Source organism: uncultured Brevundimonas sp., from assembly GCF_963977465.1.
In the GTDB taxonomy this organism is placed as follows: domain Bacteria; phylum Pseudomonadota; class Alphaproteobacteria; order Caulobacterales; family Caulobacteraceae; genus Brevundimonas.
The window spans coordinates 357613-377532 of record NZ_CAXBOQ010000001.1; the positions used below are offsets into that span (position 1 = coordinate 357613).

Here is a 19920-nt window from a genome sequence, read left to right on the forward strand (position 1 = left end):
ATCACATCACCTCGATATCGGCCTGAAGGGCCCCGGCGGCCTTGATCGCCTGCAGGATGCCGATCATGTCGCGCGGGCTGACGCCCAGGGCGTTGAGCCCGTTGACCAGGGTCGACAGCGACGTCGTGCCGTTGACGATCCGGATCTCGCGCCCGAGTTCTTCCTCGATGGTCACCGTCGATTCAGGGACCACGGCAGTTTCGCCGCGACTGAACGGCAGGGGCTGACTGACCTGGGCCGATTCCTGCACCGAGATGGTCAGATTGCCTTGGGCGATGGCGACGGTGGAGATGCGGACGGCGTCGCCCATGACGATGACGCCGTTGACCTCGTCGATGATCACCTTGGCCGGGACGTCGACCCGGACGGTCAGGTTCTCGACCTGGCTGATGAAGCCCGCCATACCCATCTGGCCGGGCGCGCGCAGGGCGATGACCGTGCCGTTCTCGGCCATCGCCGTGCTGGGGTAGACCTGATTGATGGCCGAGGCGACGCGCTGGGCCGTGGTAAAGTCGGGATTGCGCAGGGTCAGCCGAACCTCATTCATATTGGCCAGTTCGAAGCCGGTCTCACGCTCGACCACGCCGCCCGAGGCGATGCGGCCGGCGGTGGGGACGCCACGGGTCACCGAGGAGCCGGAGCCGCCCGAGGCCGAGACGGCCCCGGTCTGGATCGAGCCCTGGGCCACGGCATAGACCTCGCCGTCGGCACCCTGCAGGCTGGTGACCAGGACCTGGCCGCCCAGCAGGCTCTTGGCGTCACACATGGCCGCGACATTGACGTCGATGCGCGAACCCGGCGTCGAGAAGGGCGGCAGTTCTGCCGTCACCATGACGGCCGCGATATTCTTGGTATTGGCGTTGGTGCCGCGGATGTTGACGCCCTGGCGTTCCATCATCCCTTCCAGGGATTGCCGGGTCAGCGGGCAGTTACGCAGCGAGTCCCCGGTGCCGTTGAGGCCGACCACCAGGCCGTAACCGACCAGCTGGTTGGTGCGGACGCCCTCGACTGCCGCGATGTCCTTGATTCGGGACTGGGCTGCCACCGGGGTGGCGAGCCCGGCCAGAACGAGCGGGGCGAGAAAGGCGGCGAGCAGTTTTTTCATAGGTCGGACGTCCAATGACTGGTGTCGTGATTAACCCTGCGAGGATCGTGCCGCGAAAATTACGCAACAATAACAGCGAGCGGGCTGTTTCGGGGCCGGATGTCCGCGGCAAAATCTGCCGGGGCGTTAACCAAACAGTGACGGTCCCCGGCGAGTGTCGGGCATCAGTTGGAGTTCGCCCGCATGAAGGTCACCGGCCCGTCGGGTCCGTCGTCATCCTCATCATCCGCCCGGCCGTCGCGTAGCGGCGGCGGCTTTGCCCTGCCTGCATCGGGTGGGGCGGCTCGGGCCGGCGCGACATCGGCCGCCGGGGGCGTATCCAGCGTGACCGGCGTGTCAGCCCTGATGGCCCTGCAGGGGGTTGAGGACGTGACAGAGCGCCGCCGTCGGGCGATCCGGCGCGGCAACGGCCTGCTGGACCGGCTCGAGGAGGTGAAGCTGGCCCTGCTGTCCGGCGAGCCGGACGAAGCGGCGCTGGAACGCCTGGCCCGGACTCTGCGCGAGGAGCGAACGCTCGACGGCGACGCGGGTCTGGACGGCCTGCTGGATCAGATCGATCTGCGCGCTGCGGTAGAGTTGGCCAAGGCTGATTTACGCCGCACCGCAACATAAACGACCGATTTCAACGGGATATTCTCAGTCTGACGGCGAAAGTGATGAAGAAATGTCACGTTTTCCACCAGAGACGCCGTTGTCTACATCACTCTAGCGCGAACCGCGTTGCGACGACTCTTTACCCCTCCTATAGGCAGGGCTGCGCCGCAGGGGGGTGCTTAGGAAGAAGAGCGTGAATGCGATGAACGCATTAGCGTCTACAGTTACCGACGCCGGAGCTGCTTACAGGCCCAGTGACGATGAGCCGTTCATGAGCGAGCGACAGCTCGCCTATTTCAAGCAAAAATTGCTGAACTGGAAGGAAGACATCCTGCGTGAGTCACGCGGGACCGTGGTCAACCTCCAGGCCGAGACCGAGAACCATCCGGATCTCGTCGATCGGGCCTCCTCGGAGTCTGACCGGGCGCTGGAGCTGAGAACGCGGGATCGCCAGCGCAAGCTGATTGCCAAGATCGACGACGCTCTGCGTCGGATCGAGGACGGCAACTACGGCTATTGCGAGGAGACCGGCGAACCCATCTCTCTGGGTCGACTGGAAGCCCGGCCGACGGCGACCCTGTCGGTTGAGGCCCAGGAGCGGCACGAGCGCCGCGAACGCGTCCACAGGGACGATTGATCCTCGCCTGACGGCACGGCGGCTTGACTTGCGGAGGTGGTGGCGCGACCAACGCGCCTCGCTTTCGAGGTTACCGTATACATGTCCGTCAAGGTTCGTTTCGCCCCGTCGCCCACCGGCAAGCTGCACGTCGGCAATGTCCGTACGGCCCTGATCAACTGGCTGTTCGCCCGGGCGCATGGCGGTCAGTTCGTGTTGCGCATCGACGACACCGATCTGGCGCGGTCCACCGCTGCCTTCGAGCAGGGCATTGAGGACGACCTGAGCTGGCTGGGTCTGGCCTGGGATGAACGCCACAACCAGTCGAAGCGGTTCGATCGCTATGAGGCGGCCGCCGACCGGCTGAAGGCCGCCGGGCGTCTGTATCCCTGCTACGAGACCGGCGACGAGCTGGATCGCCGCCGCAAGGTGCAACTGTCGCGCGGCCTGCCGCCGATCTATGATCGTGCCGCCCTGGAGCTGACCGAGGCCGAGAAGGCCGCCTACGACGCTGAGGGGCGCAAGCCGCACTGGCGTTTCCGTCTCGAGGGCAAGCGCGTTTCCTGGGAAGACCTGGCGCGCGGCCATGCCGAGGTCGACACGGCCTCGATGTCCGATCCGGTGCTGATTCGCGAGGACGGCCTGTTTCTCTATACGTTGCCGTCGGTCGTCGACGACATCGACATGGGCATCACCCATGTGATCCGCGGTGAGGACCATGTGACCAACACCGGGGCCCAGATCGAGATCTTCGAGGCGCTGGGCGGCACCATCCCCCATTTTGGTCATACGACGCTGCTGGTCGGGGCGGACGGTCAGGCTCTGTCGAAGCGGCTGGGGTCGCTGTCGATCAGCGAAATGCGCGAGCAGGGCTATGAGCCGATCGCCATCACCAGCCATCTGGGGCGGATCGGCACGTCGGACCCGCTGGAGGTCGCGGAGTCGGTCGAGGCCCTGGGCCAGAGCTTCGCCTTCGCCAAGATGGGCCGGTCACCGGCGCGCTATGACACGGCGGATCTGGACCGGCTGAACGCGCAGGCCCTGCATGCCATGCCCTATGACGTCGCGCGTGAGCGGCTGGCCCAACGGGACTGCGACCTGGGCGAGGCCTTCTGGACGCTGATGCGGCAGAATCTGCAGAAATTCGATGATGTGACGGATCTGGCGGCGCTGGTCCGTGGGCCGGTTACGCCGGTGATCGAGGACGCGGCCTTTGCGGCGGCGGCGCTGGCTGTCCTGCCGGAAGCGATCGACGAGACGGCCTGGTCGGTGTGGACGAATGCGGTCAAGGAGGCGACCGGGGCCAAGGGCAAGGCCCTGTTCATGCCGCTGCGGCTGATCCTGACCGGTCAGGCGCACGGGCCCGACATGGCGACGCTGGTGCCGATGATCGGCCGCGAGCGGATCGTGCAGCGGCTGAAGGGCGAGGCGGCCTGAGGCCGACCCCGCCCCACAGGCGTCAGTCAGCGTTGCAGGTAGCCAGTTCGGCGGCCGTCAGGGTCGTGCCCTTGTAGGAAAAGGCCGTCACCTTGCCGAGGCGGGCGACAACCCGGCGGCAGGCACGCGAGGCCGGCTGGCTGGCGCGGGCAGTCGCGGTGCAGTCAGTGCCTTCGCAGCGCCAGGCGGCACCGTCGATGATGGTGGTGCCCGCAGGGGCGGTGGCGGCATCGGCCAGGGTGAGGGCGGTTTCCGCAGGCGACTGGGCCAGGGCGGGTGCGGCAGCGAACATTACCGCGGCGATGATCAGGGCACGCATGGGAGTCTCCGGACAAGGTGGGGCGGAAATGCCCCGGAACGCCGACGGCCGCTTCCTATAAAAACGCGCAAGAAGCGTTTCTATAGAAAACCAACCTTGGCACCTTATCACTGATTACTTAACGGTGATCATGTTGCAAGACCGGCGTGTGCTCCGCGTCGCGAATAGCGGCGATCGCCGCGTCGACTGTGTCGCAGACGACCCAGGCATCGAGGAAGGACGGCGGTGTCATGCCCTCGTCGACCGAATGTTGCATCAGGGAGAACAGAATGTCCCAGAAGCCATTGATGTTCAAAAAGATGACAGGCTTGGCGTGGAGGTCGAGCCGCTTCCAGGACAGCAGTTCGATGACCTCTTCCAGGGTGCCGACACCCCCGGGGGCGACGACGAAGGCGTCGGACTGGTCATACATCAGCGTCTTGCGCTCATGCATCGAGGTGACGACGATGGTCTCGACCTCGTCGTAGAGGCGCTCACGGCTGCGCAGGAAGCCGGGCATGATCCCGACGACCCGGCCGCCGGCCTCGTGGGCACCACGGGCCGAGGCCCCCATCAGACCGACGCCGCCGCCGCCGTAGACCAGCCGCCAGCCCTGGGCCGCCGTCGCCGCGCCGAAGGCCCGGGCCGCAACCGTATAGTCAGGATGGGCCGTGTCCGAGGAGCCGCAGAACAGGCAGACGGACAGGCCGTCGAACGGGGCGATGGTGACGGGGATGGACGACATGCTTCCTCAGGACCGAAGGGGGAGACAGCAGGCATCCGGGCGCGCTATCTGGAACAACAGCCATATAGTGCCGGTGATGAGTATGAAACGTCGGATCGCATCCGGCGCCGCCGTCGGGCTGGCGCTGTTCCTCGGCCTCGTCTCCGGCTGTTCGGAACCCGCGCCGGTCGCCACCCCGACCCCGTCCGGTCCCGCCAGCCACTGGACTGCGCCACCGCAAATTACCGGAGTCAGCGTCACCGCCGAGGGTCTGCGGGTCCAGGGCCTGGCCGAGCCCGAGGGCCGGGTCGTTCTGCGGCGCGAGAGTGGCACCGCCTATGCTGCGAGCAGCGACGCCGAGGGCCGTTTTGAAATCCGCATGGCCGCGCCGGCCGACGATCTGATGCTGATCCCCGAGGCCCAGATCGGGCAGGATTCGGTTCCCGCCCCGGAGCGGTTGTTGATTCTGCGCGGCGGCAACGGCCCCATTGTCCTGCTGCGTTCAGGGCGGGCCAGTCTGCGTCTGGACGCGGCGCCGGTCCTGGGCGCGATCGACAGCGATGGCCGGGTGCTGCTGGCCTCGGGCCGGACCGGGTCGACGTCGCAGAATGTTCCGGTCTCGGTCGGCGACGGTCCCGTCATGAGGGTGACCCCCGACGACGACGGGCGCTGGAGCGCCGTGCTCAACCGGGCAGGCGGCGGCGAGGTCACCATACGGGTGCGGGATGCGGCCTTCGCCTATCCGGGTGATTCGGCACCGGCGGGCGGCGCTTTTTCGGTGCAGCGGGCGGGATGGGGCTGGCGGGTGAACTGGACGAGTGCCGCCGGAGCCGCGCAAACTACCTGGCTGCCGGTTCGACCAGACTGAGGCCGTTAGGGTTCGCTTAACCGAAGCAGCCGATTCACAGGGGGTCTTCCTTCTTTGGAGACACCCACCATCACCAAACCACTTCAGCCCGGCGCGTGCGTCGGGCTTTTTTCTTGGCCAATTGCCGGGAAGGGAAGGCGAGTGGCTCCGCGGGTAGGATTCGAACCTACGACCAGCCGATTAACAGTCGGCTGCTCTACCACTGAGCTACCGCGGAACAGACGCTCGGGAAGGCGGCGGCTATAACAGCGGCCGTCGGGCCAGCGCAACCGGAAAAGACGAACGATGACAATCATCCGCATAGAAGACCCGGCGGATGCCCGTATCGCGGCCTTTCGCGACATTCGCGAACGGGACCTGACGGGCCGCGAGGGGCTGTTTGTCGCCGAGGGGGAGGTGGTGCTGCGGGTTCTGGGGTCACCGGCCTCACGCTGTCGCCCCGTGGCGGTCCTGCTGGCCGAATCCCGTCTGGCGGCCCAGGGCGAGATCCTGACCGGCCTGCCGGAGTCGGTACCGATCCATATCGCGCCGCAGGCGGTGCTGGACGGGATCGCCGGTTTCCACCTGCATCGGGGCATATTGGCCCTGGGGGAAAAGCCCGAACCGATCGATGTCGACGGTTTTCTGGCCGCGACGGACGCAGACGCGGTGATCGTCGCGGCGAGCGAGATCGGCAATCACGACAATATGGGCGGGATCTTCCGCAATGCGGCGGCCTTCGGGGCGGCGGGGGTGATGCTGGATGACCGCTGTTGCGATCCCTTCTACCGGAAGGCCATCCGGGTCTCGGTCGGGGCTGTGCTGCGGACACCGATGATCACAGGCCTGACGGCAACCGCCATGGTCGATGCGCTGGAGCGCCACGGGTTCGAGGTCATCGCCCTGACGCCTTCGGCCCGCGAGGACCTGTCAGCGGTGGGTCGCAAGGGACGGCGGGCGATATTGCTGGGGCCGGAAGGGCCGGGGCTGCCGGCGGCGCTGATCGACCGCTGCCGCGGGGTTCGAATCCCGATGTCAGGCGGTTTTGATTCGCTGAATGTGGCCACGGCGGGGGCCGTCGCCCTGTTTCAGCTGAGCCGTTAAGGCCGACTCTCACCAAATTTTCATCGCTTTAACGATTCGTCCACCTTGATAGTTAGGCAAAATTGTGGCGCTCTGGGGTGTCCGGGGAGAGTGCCTATGTTCAGTGGAATATTTTTCTTCATCCTTCGCAATGCGCGGATCACCGTGGCGATCGGCCTCGTCACCGCCGCCGTCAGCCTGGCGGGTGCGGTTGGATGGATCACCGCCCCCATAGGCTGAAAGCCTTTGAGGTCGGGCTGAAAGGCCATTCATAGCAGGGACCGCAGGGCATTCCTGCGGGCCGGCGATGTTGTTTGATCCGGGGTAAGTCGCGATGGAGGCCTGACCGGGAATCGAACCCGGGTGCGCGGATTTGCAGTCCGCTACGTAACCACTCCGCCATCAGGCCGTCTGTCTCTTTTGGGAGACGACGTATTCGCGAGGGCCGTTCGCTACCAGATCGGATTGTCGGCTGCAACGCGCGGACCTATAAGCGCGCGAGTTTTCCGGTGCACTTCCTGCGCCGCCAGATCAGGATCAGCGACAGATGGACTTCGCCGCCGCACGCAAGGTCATGGTGGACTCCCAGGTCCGCGTGAACGACGTCACCGACCGGGTACTTCAGGCTGCCCTGCTGGCCGTACCCCGCGAGCGGTTCTGCGCCGCCGACCGGGCGTTTGCCGCCTATTCCGAAACCGAGGTGGATATCGCCGGGACGCGCAAGCTGATGGCGGCCCGCGAAGTGTCCAAACTGCTGATGGCTCTCGATCCCCGCCCGGGCGAGCGCGTTCTGGCGATCGCCGCCCCCTATGCGGCGGCCGTGCTGGCGGGAATGGGACTGGAGGTGATCGCCCAGGAAGGTGACGCCGACGTGTTCGACGTTGCCGGGGCCGCCCTGGCCGAGGCCGGGGTCAAAACGGTCGTGGCACCGCTGACCACCCCGCACGGTGAGGGTTACGATCTGATCGTCAGCGAGGCGGCCACGCCGGTCCGGCCGTCGGCCTGGATCGCGGCCCTGAAGCCCGGCGGTCGGCTGGCCGTGGTCGAGCGCACGGGCCCGGCCGGCAAGGCGGTCCTGTATGTTCAGGGTCGCGAGGGTCTGTCCCGGCGGGAACTGTTCGATGCGTCCCCTCCGGTGTTGGCGGAATTGGCACCGGTCCCCACATTCAGCCTCTAGATCTCGCCGCCGACGGCGTTGCGGCCGGCGAGGGTGAAAAAAACTTAACTGGCGTATGGCGTGGTGATCTCGCACTTACGCCAACGAACACAGGGCGGGCCATTTCGGGGACCGTCAGGCAGGAACGGCTTATGTTTATACGCTCGCGCGCGCTCGCTTCAGTGGCCATGGCCACGCTGGTCGCTGGATTCGCCGCACCGGCCTGGGCGGAGACGCTGCAGGAAGCCCTGGCCCTGGCCTATCGCACCAACCCCACCCTGTTGGCCCAGCGGGCCAGCCAGCGGTCGCTGGACGAGACCATCGTCCAGGCCCGCGCCGGACTTCGGCCACGGGTCGACCTGAGCAGCACTGCCAGCTATTCCAGAACCGACAGTAAGGGCGGGGGCTCCCGGGACATCAACGGCGATGGGATTCCCGACCTGGTTACCGGTGGGGTCTCAGAATCGAATTCAGGCTCAGCCAGTATCGGTCTGTCCCAGTCCATCTATTCGGGCGGCCGGATCGGCCACGGGATCACCGTGGCCGAAGCCAATATCCTTGCCGGGCGGGAAGGCCTTCGCGATGTCGAACAGCAGGTGCTGACCTCGGTGATCCAGGCCTATGCTGATGTGCTGCGGGACATGGAGATCCTCCAGGTACGCCAGGACAACATCACCGTTCTGCAGCGCCAGCTGGATGAATCGAGCGCCCGCTTCGAGGTCGGCGAGATCACCCGCACCGACGTGGCCCAGTCCGAGGCCCGGCTGGCCCAGTCCGACGCCGACCTGGCCAATGCCCGGGCCCAGTTATCCGTGTCGCGTGCCGCCTACGCCGCTGTGGTCGGCCAGGCCCCGTCGGACCTGTCGGCTCTGCCTGCCCTGCCGGGCGTGCCCACCGATTTCGATGTGGCCCTGAATGTCGCCCTGGCGGAGAACCCGAGCGTCAGGGCTGCGGACTACAATCTTCAGGCAGCCGAAGCCCGCGTCGCCGCGGCCCGCGCCGAGTATCGTCCGTCTGCCCGTCTGACGGCGTCTTATGGCGGGTCCAGCACCCTGAACAATTTTGACCTAGCCGATCGAACCGCATTTCAGGCGTCCGCATCCGTGTCGGTGCCACTGTTCACCGGGGGCTTGAACCGCTCACGGGTGTCGCAGGCGCTGGAACAGGCCAATGTCGCCCAGATCAACGGTGAGGGCCGTCGCCGTCAGGTGCTGCAGTCGGTCAGCAACGCCTATGCCCAGGTGATCTCCGCCCGCGCCGCCCTGCAGGCCGGACAGGAGGCTGTGCGCGCCGCCTCGGTCGCCGCGGAAGGGGTTCGTCAGGAAGCCCAGGTCGGTCTGCGCACCACGCTGGACGTGCTGAACCAGGAGCTGGAACTGCGCAGCGCCCAGGTCGCCCTGGCCAGTGCCCGTCGCAATGAATACGTCGCCCAGGCCCAGTTGCTGGCCTCGATGGGTCGGCTGGAAGGCCAGGACCTCGATCCGACGATCGACGTCTATGACGCCCGTGCCAACTACGAGCGGGTCCGCAATAATGGTGCCCTGCCGTGGGACGGTGTGATCGAGGCCTTCGACCGAATCGCCGCGCCGCCCGTCGTGCCCGCCAACGACGCCGAGGACGCCCCGATCGATCAGCGGCTGAAGTCGGAAATCATCCGCACCGCGCCGGATCAGTGACCATAGCGTCGGGGCGGCGGCGGTCAGGCGGACCGTTCCGCGTCCGGAGTTGAAATATAGCCTGACAGGCGAAAAACGAACGTTGATTCCGCCGGGCGTAGATGCGACGACAAGGCACAGGGGATGGTGCAGTCGTCCGCGTCGCCCCAATGTCCGTCGGCTGCGTCCGTGTTGCGCCGCCAGGTTTCGTTCAAGGGTACATCATGACCGACCAGACCGCCCAGGAACCGACGATGGAGGAAATCCTGGCGTCGATCCGCCGGATCATCTCCGAGGACGACGCCCCGGCGGAGACGGCCCAGGCCGCCGCGCCCGAGCCGGAAGCCGCGCCGGAAGCTGAACCCGCGCCCGCGCCCGTTGAGGCCGCGGCCCCTGAGCCGGAACCGGAACCCGCCCCTGAGCCGGAACCCGCCGAGGAGCCGGAAACGGCCGAGGCACCGGAAGCCGAGGAAGACGATGTCCTCGAGCTGACCGAACCCTATCAGGCCCCGGCCGCCGAAGTGATCGGTGATCTGGACGTGGCCGAGCCCGATAATTTTCCGGCCGCAGCCGCTGTCGCTGAACCGGAGCCGGAGCCGGAACCTGAGCCCGCTCCCGAGGCTGCACCCGCGGCGGCCTATAATCGAATCGTCGGCGACAGTGCTGCTGCCAGCGCCGCATCGGCCTTCGCCGGTCTGGCCGCCGCGATGCGCCCCGCTGATTCGACCGAGCCCAGCCTGGGCAGCGGCCTGACCATCGACGATCTGGCCCGCGCCCTGTTGCGGCCGATGCTGAAGGAATGGCTGGACGCCCATCTGCCGGGCATCGTCGAGACCGAGGTACGCAAGGAAGTCGAACGCATCGCCCGCACCGCCGGCTAGCCCTTCACGTCCACTGCGACTAGATCACAAGGGCGGCTCCGGTGGGGCCGCCCTTTCCTTTTGCCGAAACGAATTCCGTCATGCTCGACAAGACCTTCGATCCCACCGCTGCCGAACCCCGCCTGTATGAAGCCTGGGAGCAGAGTGGCCTGTTCGCCCCCCGCGCCGCGACGGCCACCGACGGGGCGGCCGACGCCTATTCGATCGTCATCCCGCCACCCAACGTGACCGGGTCGCTGCACGTCGGCCATGCCTTGAACAACACCCTGCAGGACATCCTGGCCCGCTATCACCGGATGAAGGGCAAGGCGGTGCTGTGGCTGCCGGGGACCGACCACGCCGGCATCGCCACCCAGATGGTGGTCGAGCGCCAGCTGGCGGCCGCGGGCAATATCGGGCGGCGTGAGATGGGTCGCGAGGCCTTTGTCGACAAGATCTGGACTTGGAAGGCCGAGAGCGGCGGGGCGATCGTGCAGCAGCTGCGCCGTCTGGGCGCGTCCTGCGACTGGAGCCGTGAGCGGTTCACCCTCGACGAGGGGCTGAACGCCGCCGTGCGCAAGGTGTTCGTGCAGTTGCACAAGGAAGGCCTGATCTATCGCGACAAGCGACTGGTCAACTGGGACCCGCATTTCCAGACCGCGATCAGCGACCTCGAGGTCGAGCAGCGTGAGATGGAGGGATCCTACTGGCATTTCGCCTATCCGCTGGCCGACGGCGTCACCTATGAGCACCCGGTCGCCTTCGACGACGACGGTGTGGCCACGGAATACGAGACCCGCGACTTCATCGTCGTCGCCACGACCCGGCCCGAGACCATGCTGGGCGACACCGGGGTGGCGGTGCATCCGGACGACGACCGCTATGCTGGACTGGTCGGGAAATTCGTGACCTTGCCGATCGTCGGCCGGCGCGTTCCGATCGTCGCCGACGCCTATGCGGATCCGGCCAAGGGCTCGGGTGCGGTCAAGATCACCCCGGCGCACGACTTCAACGACTTCCAGGTCGGCAAGCGGGCCGGGCTGCCGGCGCTGAACATCATGGATGCCTACGGGCGCATCACCGCCGCCGACACGCCGGACGTGCCGGCCGACTATGACGGCATGGACCGGTTCGCGGCGCGCAAGGCGATCGTTGCCCGGGCCGAGGCCGAGGGCTGGCTCAAGGATATCGAGAAGACCCGCCACGTCATCCCGCACGGCGACCGCTCCGGCGTGGTCATTGAGCCGTGGCTGACGGACCAGTGGTACGTCGACGCCCATACGATGGCCCAGCCGGCGATCAAGGCGGTGGAGCAGGGCGATACTGTCTTTGAGCCGAAGAGCTATGAGAAGATCTATTTCGAATGGCTGAGGAACATCGAGCCGTGGTGCATCTCGCGCCAGCTGTGGTGGGGTCACCGGATTCCGGCCTGGTACGGGCCGGACGGGACCATCTTCGTCGAGGAGACCGAGGAGGACGCCCGCGCCACCGCGCGCCATCACTATGACGGCGAGACCGCCCTGATCCAGGACGAGGACGTGCTCGATACCTGGTTCAGTTCGGCCCTGTGGCCGTTCTCGACCATGGGCTGGCCCGACAAGACCGAGGACCTCGAACGCTTCTACCCGACCAGTGATCTGGTCACGGCGGCGGACATCATTTTCTTCTGGGTCGCCCGGATGATGATGATGGGACTTCACTTCATGGATGAGGTGCCGTTCAAGCGGGTGATCATCAATGGCCTGGTCCGGGACGAGAAGGGCCAGAAGATGAGCAAGTCGAAGGGGAACGTGATCGACCCGCTGGTCATCATCGATGAGCTGGGGGCCGACCCCCTGCGCTTCACCATGGCCATTCTGTCGGGTACGCGTGACATCAAGCTCAGCCGTCAGCGGATTGAAGGTTATCGGAATTTCGGCACCAAGCTGTGGAACGCCGCCCGCTTCAGCCAGATGAACGAGGCGCGCCGGGTCGAGGGCTTTGACCCGGCCACGGTCGACCAGACCATCAACCGCTGGATCCGCGGCGAGCTGCTGAAGACCGAGCGGGCCGTGGCTGAAGCCATCGAGGGCGGGCGGTTCGATGACGCGGCCAGCGCCCTGTACCGCTTTGTCTGGAACGTGTTCTGCGACTGGTATCTGGAACTGGCCAAGCCGGTGTTCCAAGGCAGCGACGAAGCGGCCAAGGCCGAGACCCGGGCCATGACGGCCTGGACCCTGGACCAGACGTTGAAGCTGCTGCACCCGGTCATGCCCTTCATCACCGAGGAACTGTGGGCCGAATTGGGCCGGGAAGGTCCCGCGCGCGAAGGGCTGCTGGCCGGGTCGTCATGGCCCGACCTGCCGGACGCCTTCGTCGATGCCGGGGCCGAGGCCGAGATCGGCTGGCTGGTCGACCTGGTCACCGAGATTCGCCAGCTGCGGGCCGAGATGAACGTGCCGCCGGGAGCCAAACCGCCACTGACCTTCGTGCGTCCGTCGCCCGAGACAGCCGCCCTGATCGATCGTCACCGGGATCTGATCCTGACCCTCGCACGGGTCTCCGAGGTCGGGTCGGCCGAGGCAGCCCCGGCCGGTGCCGTCAGCTTCGTCAGCAATGGCGAGGGCGTGGCCCTGTCCCTGACCGGATTGATCGACCTGGCCGCCGAACGGGCGCGCCTGACCAAGGAGATCGCCGCCTTCGACAGCGACATCGCGCATTTCAACAAGAAGCTGGGTAACCCCAATTTCGTCGCCAAGGCGGCGGCGGCGGTGATCGACGAGCAGCGCGCCAAACTGGCCGAGGCCGAGGAGGGCCGGACCCGGCTGGGGGCCGCCCTGGCCCGTCTGGACGACCTGGGATGAAACGGGTCCGGCTGGACCAGTTGCTGGTCGCCCGGGGCCTGACCGACAGTCGGGCCAAGGCGCGCGCGGCAATCGAGGCCGGCGGGGTGACCATCGACGGGGTGCCGGCACGAATCGTGGCCCAGTCGGTTCCGGATGACGCGGTGCTGACCGTGGTCGACGCTCATCGCTGGGTCGGTCGCGGCGGGCTGAAGCTGGACCACGCCCTGACCCTGTGGCCCGTACCGGTCGAAGGACGGGTGGTGCTGGACATCGGGGCCTCGACCGGCGGCTTTACCGAGGTCTGCCTCGCCCGTGGCGCGGACCGGGTCTATGCGGTCGACGTCGGTTCGGAGCAGATGCATCCGCGGGTCGCCGCGGCCGAGCGGGTCATCAATCTGGAGAAGACCGACGCCCGCACGCTGACGCCCGAGCTGATTCCCGAAGCGCCGGCATTGATCGTTTGCGATGCCAGCTTCATCGGCCTGGCCAAGGTGCTGCCGGCGGCGCTGGCGCTGGCCGGGGCAGGGGCCGACCTGGTCACCCTGGTCAAGCCGCAGTTCGAGGCCGACGGGCCCGGCGGCGGTGGCGGCAAGAAGGGGGTGGTCAAGGATCCCGGGGCGCATCGCCGGGCCGTCGACTCAGTCAGTGCCTGGCTGGAAGGCGAGGGCTGGAGCGTGCGGGAAACGACGGAAAGCCCGATCACCGGCGGCGACGGCAACATCGAATTCCTGTTGTGGGCGCAAAAGCGCTAGCCCGAACGTAAGAGAGCCGCCGACGGATTTCTCCACCGGCGGCTCCCGTCACGTCGTCGATCGACAGGGGGGCTGAAAATTAATCGACGACGCGATAGCGGCCGTACTGGTCGGGGCAGGTGCGGACGTAGCGCACTTCTTCCCGGCCGTCGGGCAGACGGATGCGGCTCTCGGCGAGACGGCATTCGTCGGTGTTCTGATAGCGGGTGTCACGGACCGGCTGGCCATAACCATCGTAGCGACGGTCATCGGTGCGGCGGTCGTCATAGCGGCGTGAGTCGTAGCCGTAGCCATCGCGGCCCTGGTCACGGGTGTTATAGCCGTAGCTGTTGGAGCCATAGCCATTGGAGCCGTAGCCGTTAGAACCGTAACCGGTCGAGCCATAGCCGTTGCGGTTGTAGTTGCTGTCACAGTTCTGCGACGAGCTGCCGCCGACGCTGGCACCGACCACGGCACCGAGCACGCCACCGAGGATGCTGCCCTCGGTACGGCGACCGCGAGCGGCGATCTGCGAGCCGGCGATGGCACCGACCGTGGCCCCGACGAGGCCACCGGCGGTCTGATTGCCCTGGACACAAGAGTTGGCGTAGCCGGATGAGCCTGAGCGATTGTAGTCATAGGTCTGGCCGTAGGCCCCGGACCCGTAGTTCCGGGACTGGTTCTGGTAGCCGTAGGACTGGGCCGAGGCGGCGGCCGGGACCATCATCAAGCCGGCGGCGGCGAGCGCGGCGACGGCGGCGGAGCGGCTGGTGAAGCGGTCAAACATCGGGGTGTTCCTGTTTCCCTTTGGCAAACCTGGAAGCCGAACCGTTCGGACCCCTGTCTGTTGCCCCGATCAATAGGGGAGTGAAGCTGAACGGCTTTTGAGCAAGTCGTTCATCTTCGTTCATGTTTCACGCCGGGGCCAAGCCGGGCTAGAAGGCGGCCATGACCGAGACCGCGCCCCTGACCGTGCTGAAAATTACCCGCCTCGGCGGGCAGGGCGACGGTATCGCCGACACGCCGGCCGGGCCCGTTTTCGCGCCACTGACCCTGCCGGGCGAAACCGTGCGGGCGACCGTACGCGACGGGCGAGCGGGCGACATCGAGATCGTCGAACCCAGTCCCGACCGGATCGTGCCGGTCTCACCCCACTATGGCGATTGCGGTGGCTGTTCGCTGCAGCACTGGGCCACCGGCCCCTATCTGGACTGGAAACGCGAACAGGTGCGGCTGGCCCTGGCGCGCGAGGGGATCGAGACCGAGATCGAGCCGACCGTGGCGGTTCCCGCCGGTACGCGGCGGCGATTGGCCCTGCATGCCCGACGTGACCCGGACGGCCGGGTGGTTCTGGGATTCAAGGCGCGCAAGTCGTGGCGGCTGGTCGAGGTCAACGCCTGTCCGGTGGCCGATCCGCGGCTGGTCGCAGCCTTTCCCGCCCTGTCCAAGGTGGCCGAAGCCTTTCTTGAGCATCCGAAATCCGCCCCGACCCTGCATGTAACCCTGACCCTGACCGGGCTGGATGTCGATGTGACGGGGGTCGAGCGCAAGTCCGGCGGCCTGTCGCGCGATCGGCAGATGCAGGCGATCCGCGCCGCCAACATCGCCGACCTGGCGCGGTTGAGTCTGGCCGGTGAGACGCTGGCCATGATGCGCCAGCCGACGGTGATGTTCGGTCGGGCGACCGTGCCCTTGCCGCCCGGTGGCTTTCTGCAGGCTGTGCCTGAGGCCGAGGCGGCGATGACCGCGCGGGCCGTGGCGGCGGTTAAGGGAGCCAAGAAGATCGCCGATCTGTTCTGCGGTTCAGGCGCGTTTACCTTCCCGCTGGCCACCGTGGCTCCGGTGCTGGCGGCCGACTCCTCGGCTGCCGGGATTGCGGCGCTGAAGGGCGGATTCGGCTCGGCCACCGGGCTGAGCCCGATCACCGCCGAGGCCCGCGACCTGTTTCGCCGACCGCTGACGCCGCACGACCTGAAGGGTTGCGACGCCATCGTCTTTGATCCGCCGCGCGCCGGGGCCATAGACCAGACGCTGCAGATCGTCGACACCAAGGCGGCGGTCGTGGTCGGCGTTTCGTGCAATCCTCAAAGCTTCGCCCGCGACGCCCGGGTCTTGATCGACGCCGGCTTCGTGCTGGAGCGGGTCACCCCGATCGACCAGTTTCTGTGGTCCACTCACGTGGAGTTGGTCGGGGTCTTCCGGCGCTAGGGCCCGGCCGGGTGAATTGGATACGGTCGGCCATTCTGTCATTGTTGTGGGTACGGCTCCGGGACGGACCCGGGTTCTGCCGATCGAGAAACGTCAGATCGGGTGCAACCGCGGACGGTTGAACTCCGTAGCTCGTCGGAGCGCGCGGATTGGCGCGCAGGACAGGAATACCCCATGCGCCTGATGTTCTCGTTGATCGCCCTGCTGCTGCTGACGGCCTGTGCCGGCTCCGAGACACGGGAACGGCTGCGTCCCGAGATGACCGCCACGGCTGTGTTCGCCGCCGGTTGCTTCTGGTGCGCGGAACAGGCGTTCGAACAGACTCCGGGGGTGGTGGAGGCGGTGTCGGGCTATACCGGCGGGACCACGAACAACCCGACCTACGAACAGGTGACGCGCGGCGGCACCGGACACTATGAAGCGGTGCGCGTGGTCTATGATCCGACGGTGATCGGCTATGAGCAATTGCTCGATGTGTTCTGGAAAAACGTCGATCCGTTCGATGCGACCGGTCAGTTCTGCGACAAGGGCCCGTCGTATCGGGGGGCCATCTTCCCCGCCACGCCCGAGGAGACGGCCGCCGCCGAAGCCTCGAAACAGGCCGTGGCGCGCCAGTTCAACCGTGCGGTTGAGGTCAGGATTGTTCCCTCGGCCCGCTTCTACGACGCAGAGACCTATCATCAGGATTATTATCTAAAGAATCCGCAGACTTATGCCTTCTACAAGTGGCGTTGTGGTCGGGCCCAGAGGCTGGAGGCCGTCTGGGGACCGCACGAGGAATAATCGCTCAAGCTACCGGACCTTCGACCGGGTCGAACAGGTCGCGTTGCGACCGGGCGCTAGCCGGGACCCGGAACCGGGTCACGTCCAGTGGGGCACGCGGCGCGTCGAGGCCATAGCGTTTAACCGCCGCCTTGAAGCGGGCGGCGATCAGGTCGGCGACCGGGCCGGTGCCCTTCATGCGTTGTGACCAGTCGGCGTCATAGTCCTTGCCGCCGCGGGTCTGGCGGATCAGCGACATGACCCGGGCGGCGCGGGCCGGCCGGGCCTCGGCCAGCCACTCCTGGAACAGGGTCTTGATCTCCAGCGGCAGGCGCAGGGTCACATACATGGCCGAGGTCGCGCCGGCCTTGGCCGCCGCCTCAAGCACCGCTTCCAGCTCATGGTCGTTGAGGCCGGGAATCACCGGAGCGAATCCGACCCCGACGGGCACGCCGGCGTCGGCCAGCTTGCGGATTGCCTCGAGCCGTTTCGCCGGAGTTGAGGCGCGCGGCTCCATCGTCCGGGCCAGGGCGCGGTCGAGGGTGGTGATCGAGACCATGGCCTGGGTCAGACCGGCGCGACCCATCGGCCCGAGAATGTCGACGTCGCGGGCGATCAGCACCGACTTGGTGATGATGCTGAAGGGCTGGTTGAAGCGCTGCAGGACCTTGAGCAGGTCGCGGGTGATGTTCAGATCGCGCTCGACCGGCTGGTAGGGGTCGGTGTTGCCGCCCAGGTGGATGCGTTTGCACCGGTAGCGGGGGGCGGCGAGCTCCTGTTCCAGCAGACGCGCGCCTTCGGGCTTGAAGAAGAGGCGGCTCTCGAAATCCAGGCCCGGGGATAGGCCCATGAAGGCATGGGACGGACGGGCGTAGCAGTAGATACAGCCATGTTCGCAACCTTTGTACGGGTTGATGGAGCGGTCGAAACCGATGTCCGGACTGGTGTTCCGGGTGATGATGGTGCGGGCGTGTTCCGGCGTCAGGGTGGTGCGCAGCGGGGCAGGGGTCTGGTCCGCATCGGTCCAGCCGTCATCGACGGCCTCATGCACGACCGGTTCGAACCGACCACTGGCGTTGGTGCTGGCACCGCGCCCTTTCCTTGCGACTGGAGCCATGACCGGATGTAACGCACCGACCAGAACAAAGCAAGAACATTGACGACCAAACAAAACCCGCAACCGGTCCGGTGCGGGCGAGAAGCGATGGTGCGGATGAGAGGACTCGAACCTCCACGCCTTGCGGCGCTGGAACCTAAATCCAGTGCGTCTACCAGTTCCGCCACATCCGCATAGGTCCGATGCGGTCCTAGGTCGCTGGACGCCAGCGTGCAAGGCCCATGGTCCGGCGAACGCCAACGGCAACCTTGCACCCGCAGAAAAACGCGGGGAACCCACAGGATTCAGGGTGGTCAAGCCTCCCGCCATGTGGATAGTTGCGCCGCAAGAGGGATGAGGGGAAATCCATGGCTAACACTGCAGGTCCGATGCAGGGCTTCTACGACGGCGTCACAAACGTCAGCGACTTTATCTGGGGCGGGACCTGGCACGGGGAGCAGGTTCTGCTGTTCCCGCCGATGGTTGTCGTCCTGCTCGGCGTCGGCATCTGGATCATGATCGGCCTGCGCTTCTACCCGATCACCCATCTCGGCCAGGCCTTCGCCGGCCTGTTCGCGAAGAACAAGGATAAGGAGAAGGGCGAGATCTCGCCGTTCGCCGCCCTGTCGACCGCTCTGTCGGGCCAGGTGGGCACCGGCAACCTGGCCGGCGTCGCCACCGCCATCACGCTCGGTGGTCCGGGGGCCCTGTTCTGGATGTGGGTCACCGCCCTGATCGGCATGTCGCTGGCCTTCGCTGAGGGCTCGCTGGCCATCCGTTTCCGCGAAAAGGGCCCGGACGGCCATTTCCGCGGCGGTCCGATGAACTACATCCGTAACGGTCTCGGCAAGAAGTGGGGCTGGCTGGCGGTCGTGTTCAGCATTGGCCTGCTGTTTTCCGCCATCGCCACCGGCAACATGATCCAGGCCAACTCCTTCGCCGACTCGTTCAGCGGCCTGACCGGAATTCCGGAATGGGGTTCGGGCATCATCGTCGCGGTGGCCGTGTTCGCCGTCATCATCGGCGGCATCAAGTCGATCGGTGCCATTGCCGAGAAGATCGTGCCTGTCATGGCGCTGGTCTATCTGGTGATGGCCGTTATCGCCCTGGCGATGAACTACAGCGCCATTCCCGGTGCCTTCATGACGATTTTCGAGAGCGCCTTTACCGGTCACGCTGCAGCCGGCGGATTCGTCGGTGCCGGCATGATCCTGGCGATTCGTTCGGGTGTGGCCCGCGGCCTGTTCTCGAACGAGGCCGGTCAGGGTTCGACCCCCATCGCCCACGCCGTGGCCCAGACCGACGACCCCGCCCGTCAGGGCCGGTTCGCCATGATGGGTACCTTCATCGACACCATCATCATCTGCACGGCCACCGGCCTGGTCATGCTGGCGGTTCAGGGGGCGTTTCCGCACACCGTCGATGGCGTGACCGTGATGCAGAACACGGTCTGGACCTCGGACCTGCGCGGCTTCGCCATGACCGAGGCGGCCTATGCGACAGCCTTCCCCTTCGTGGTGTTCGGCACGGTGACCCTGGGCGGCTTGATCGCCTCGATTGCGCTGATCCTGTTCGTGTTCACGACCCTGATCACCTGGGGCTACTACGGCGAGCGGGCCGCGACCTATCTGTTCGGCATGAAGCTGACCATTCCGTTCCGGTTGTTCTGGGTAGTGATGATCTTCATCGGCTCGTTCCAGGAGATCGAACTGGTCTGGCGACTGGGCGACATCGCCAATGCGGCCATGGCCCTGCCGAACCTGATCGCGCTGGCCCTTCTGTCCGGCGTGGTCTTCGCCCTGGCCAAGGGCAACAAGACCGCCGGCAAGGACCACGACTAGGATGCCGTTCGCCCGGGCCGTTCGCGGCCCGGGCGATTGTTCGAGGGGGCCGCGCGCCGGCCCCCTGTAAAGGAGAGGCAGC

19 protein-coding genes and 3 tRNA genes are annotated in these 19920 nt (G+C 66.5%); 14 read left to right on the forward strand and 8 right to left on the reverse strand.

The window, feature by feature from the left end; all coding sequences use genetic code 11:
- Position 1: 1 nt before the first annotated feature.
- Positions 2-1105, reverse strand: coding sequence for a flagellar basal body P-ring protein FlgI (locus AAC067_RS01930; RefSeq protein ID WP_339929009.1), 1104 nt, complete (start codon positions 1103-1105; stop codon positions 2-4).
- Positions 1106-1288: 183 nt separating this feature from the next.
- Between AAC067_RS01930 and AAC067_RS01935 the strand changes: the two genes are divergently transcribed.
- The 3 genes from AAC067_RS01935 to gltX all read left to right on the forward strand — a co-directional run bounded on the left by AAC067_RS01935 (position 1289) and on the right by gltX (position 3752).
- Positions 1289-1717: a flagellar assembly protein FliX gene (locus AAC067_RS01935; RefSeq protein WP_339929011.1), complete on the forward strand. Its 429-nt coding sequence runs from the start codon at positions 1289-1291 to the stop codon at positions 1715-1717.
- Between the two features lie 184 nt (positions 1718-1901).
- On the forward strand, positions 1902-2336 hold the full coding sequence (gene dksA, locus AAC067_RS01940; RefSeq protein ID WP_339929013.1) for an RNA polymerase-binding protein DksA: 435 nt from the start codon (positions 1902-1904) through the stop codon (positions 2334-2336).
- 81 nt (positions 2337-2417) lie between these two features.
- Positions 2418-3752 (forward strand): glutamate--tRNA ligase, encoded by a 1335-nt coding sequence (gene gltX, locus AAC067_RS01945; protein WP_339929015.1) that lies wholly within the window; start codon positions 2418-2420, stop codon positions 3750-3752.
- A 22-nt stretch (positions 3753-3774) separates the two neighbouring features.
- Here the strand turns inward: gltX and AAC067_RS01950 are convergent, their stop codons facing one another.
- Entirely contained in the window at positions 3775-4071 is a 297-nt protein-coding gene (locus tag AAC067_RS01950; protein ID WP_339929017.1) for a hypothetical protein, read from the reverse strand.
- A gap of 118 nt (positions 4072-4189) precedes the next feature.
- Positions 4190-4795 (reverse strand): TIGR00730 family Rossman fold protein, encoded by a 606-nt coding sequence (locus AAC067_RS01955; RefSeq protein WP_339929019.1) that lies wholly within the window; start codon positions 4793-4795, stop codon positions 4190-4192.
- An 82-nt stretch (positions 4796-4877) separates the two neighbouring features.
- Here AAC067_RS01955 and AAC067_RS01960 point away from each other — a divergent pair, with 82 nt between their 5' ends.
- Complete coding sequence (locus AAC067_RS01960) at positions 4878-5642, forward strand: hypothetical protein (RefSeq protein WP_339929021.1); 765 nt, start codon at positions 4878-4880, stop codon at positions 5640-5642.
- A 142-nt stretch (positions 5643-5784) separates the two neighbouring features.
- Here the strand turns inward: AAC067_RS01960 and AAC067_RS01965 are convergent.
- A tRNA-Asn gene (locus AAC067_RS01965) sits at positions 5785-5859 on the reverse strand.
- Positions 5860-5927: 68 nt separating this feature from the next.
- On the opposite strand from AAC067_RS01965, the gene AAC067_RS01970 reads away from it, so the two are divergent.
- Entirely contained in the window at positions 5928-6725 is a 798-nt protein-coding gene (locus AAC067_RS01970; protein WP_339929023.1) for an RNA methyltransferase, read from the forward strand.
- A gap of 96 nt (positions 6726-6821) precedes the next feature.
- A complete protein-coding gene (locus tag AAC067_RS01975; protein ID WP_339929025.1) occupies positions 6822-6944 on the forward strand; it encodes a hypothetical protein in 123 nt (40 codons plus the stop codon).
- Positions 6945-7039: 95 nt separating this feature from the next.
- On the opposite strand, the gene AAC067_RS01980 is transcribed toward AAC067_RS01975, so the two are convergent.
- A tRNA-Cys gene (locus AAC067_RS01980) sits at positions 7040-7113 on the reverse strand.
- Positions 7114-7251: 138 nt separating this feature from the next.
- Between AAC067_RS01980 and AAC067_RS01985 the strand changes: the two genes are divergently transcribed.
- The 5 genes from AAC067_RS01985 (at position 7252) to AAC067_RS02005 (ending at position 13952) form a co-directional block, all read left to right on the forward strand.
- Positions 7252-7881, forward strand: coding sequence for a protein-L-isoaspartate O-methyltransferase (locus AAC067_RS01985; RefSeq protein ID WP_339929027.1), 630 nt, complete (start codon positions 7252-7254; stop codon positions 7879-7881).
- Positions 7882-8012: 131 nt separating this feature from the next.
- A complete protein-coding gene (locus AAC067_RS01990) occupies positions 8013-9536 on the forward strand; it encodes a TolC family outer membrane protein (protein WP_339929029.1) in 1524 nt (507 codons plus the stop codon).
- 203 nt (positions 9537-9739) lie between these two features.
- Entirely contained in the window at positions 9740-10396 is a 657-nt protein-coding gene (locus tag AAC067_RS01995; RefSeq protein WP_339929031.1) for a DUF2497 domain-containing protein, read from the forward strand.
- An 80-nt stretch (positions 10397-10476) separates the two neighbouring features.
- Positions 10477-13218: a valine--tRNA ligase gene (locus AAC067_RS02000; RefSeq protein ID WP_339929033.1), complete on the forward strand. Its 2742-nt coding sequence runs from the start codon at positions 10477-10479 to the stop codon at positions 13216-13218.
- A complete protein-coding gene (locus AAC067_RS02005; RefSeq protein ID WP_339929035.1) occupies positions 13215-13952 on the forward strand; it encodes a TlyA family RNA methyltransferase in 738 nt (245 codons plus the stop codon). The genes AAC067_RS02000 and AAC067_RS02005 overlap by 4 nt, the downstream gene beginning before the upstream one ends.
- 79 nt (positions 13953-14031) lie before the next feature.
- Here the strand turns inward: AAC067_RS02005 and AAC067_RS02010 are convergent, their stop codons facing one another.
- The gene (locus AAC067_RS02010; protein WP_339929037.1) at positions 14032-14718 is read right to left on the reverse strand and encodes a glycine zipper 2TM domain-containing protein; all 687 of its coding nucleotides are present in this window, start codon (positions 14716-14718) and stop codon (positions 14032-14034) included.
- 161 nt (positions 14719-14879) lie between these two features.
- On the opposite strand from AAC067_RS02010, the gene AAC067_RS02015 reads away from it, so the two are divergent.
- Positions 14880-16139, forward strand: a complete 1260-nt coding sequence (locus AAC067_RS02015) for a class I SAM-dependent RNA methyltransferase (protein ID WP_339929039.1) — start codon at positions 14880-14882, stop codon at positions 16137-16139.
- A gap of 174 nt (positions 16140-16313) precedes the next feature.
- A complete protein-coding gene (gene msrA, locus AAC067_RS02020; protein WP_339929041.1) occupies positions 16314-16922 on the forward strand; it encodes a peptide-methionine (S)-S-oxide reductase MsrA in 609 nt (202 codons plus the stop codon).
- Between the two features lie 4 nt (positions 16923-16926).
- On the opposite strand, the gene AAC067_RS02025 is transcribed toward msrA, so the two are convergent.
- Positions 16927-18018, reverse strand: coding sequence for a PA0069 family radical SAM protein (locus AAC067_RS02025; RefSeq protein WP_339929043.1), 1092 nt, complete (start codon positions 18016-18018; stop codon positions 16927-16929).
- Between the two features lie 88 nt (positions 18019-18106).
- A tRNA-Leu gene (locus AAC067_RS02030) sits at positions 18107-18191 on the reverse strand.
- Between the two features lie 174 nt (positions 18192-18365).
- Between AAC067_RS02030 and AAC067_RS02035 the strand changes: the two genes are divergently transcribed.
- Complete coding sequence (locus tag AAC067_RS02035) at positions 18366-19838, forward strand: alanine/glycine:cation symporter family protein (RefSeq protein ID WP_339929045.1); 1473 nt, start codon at positions 18366-18368, stop codon at positions 19836-19838.
- Positions 19839-19920: the final 82 nt, after the last annotated feature.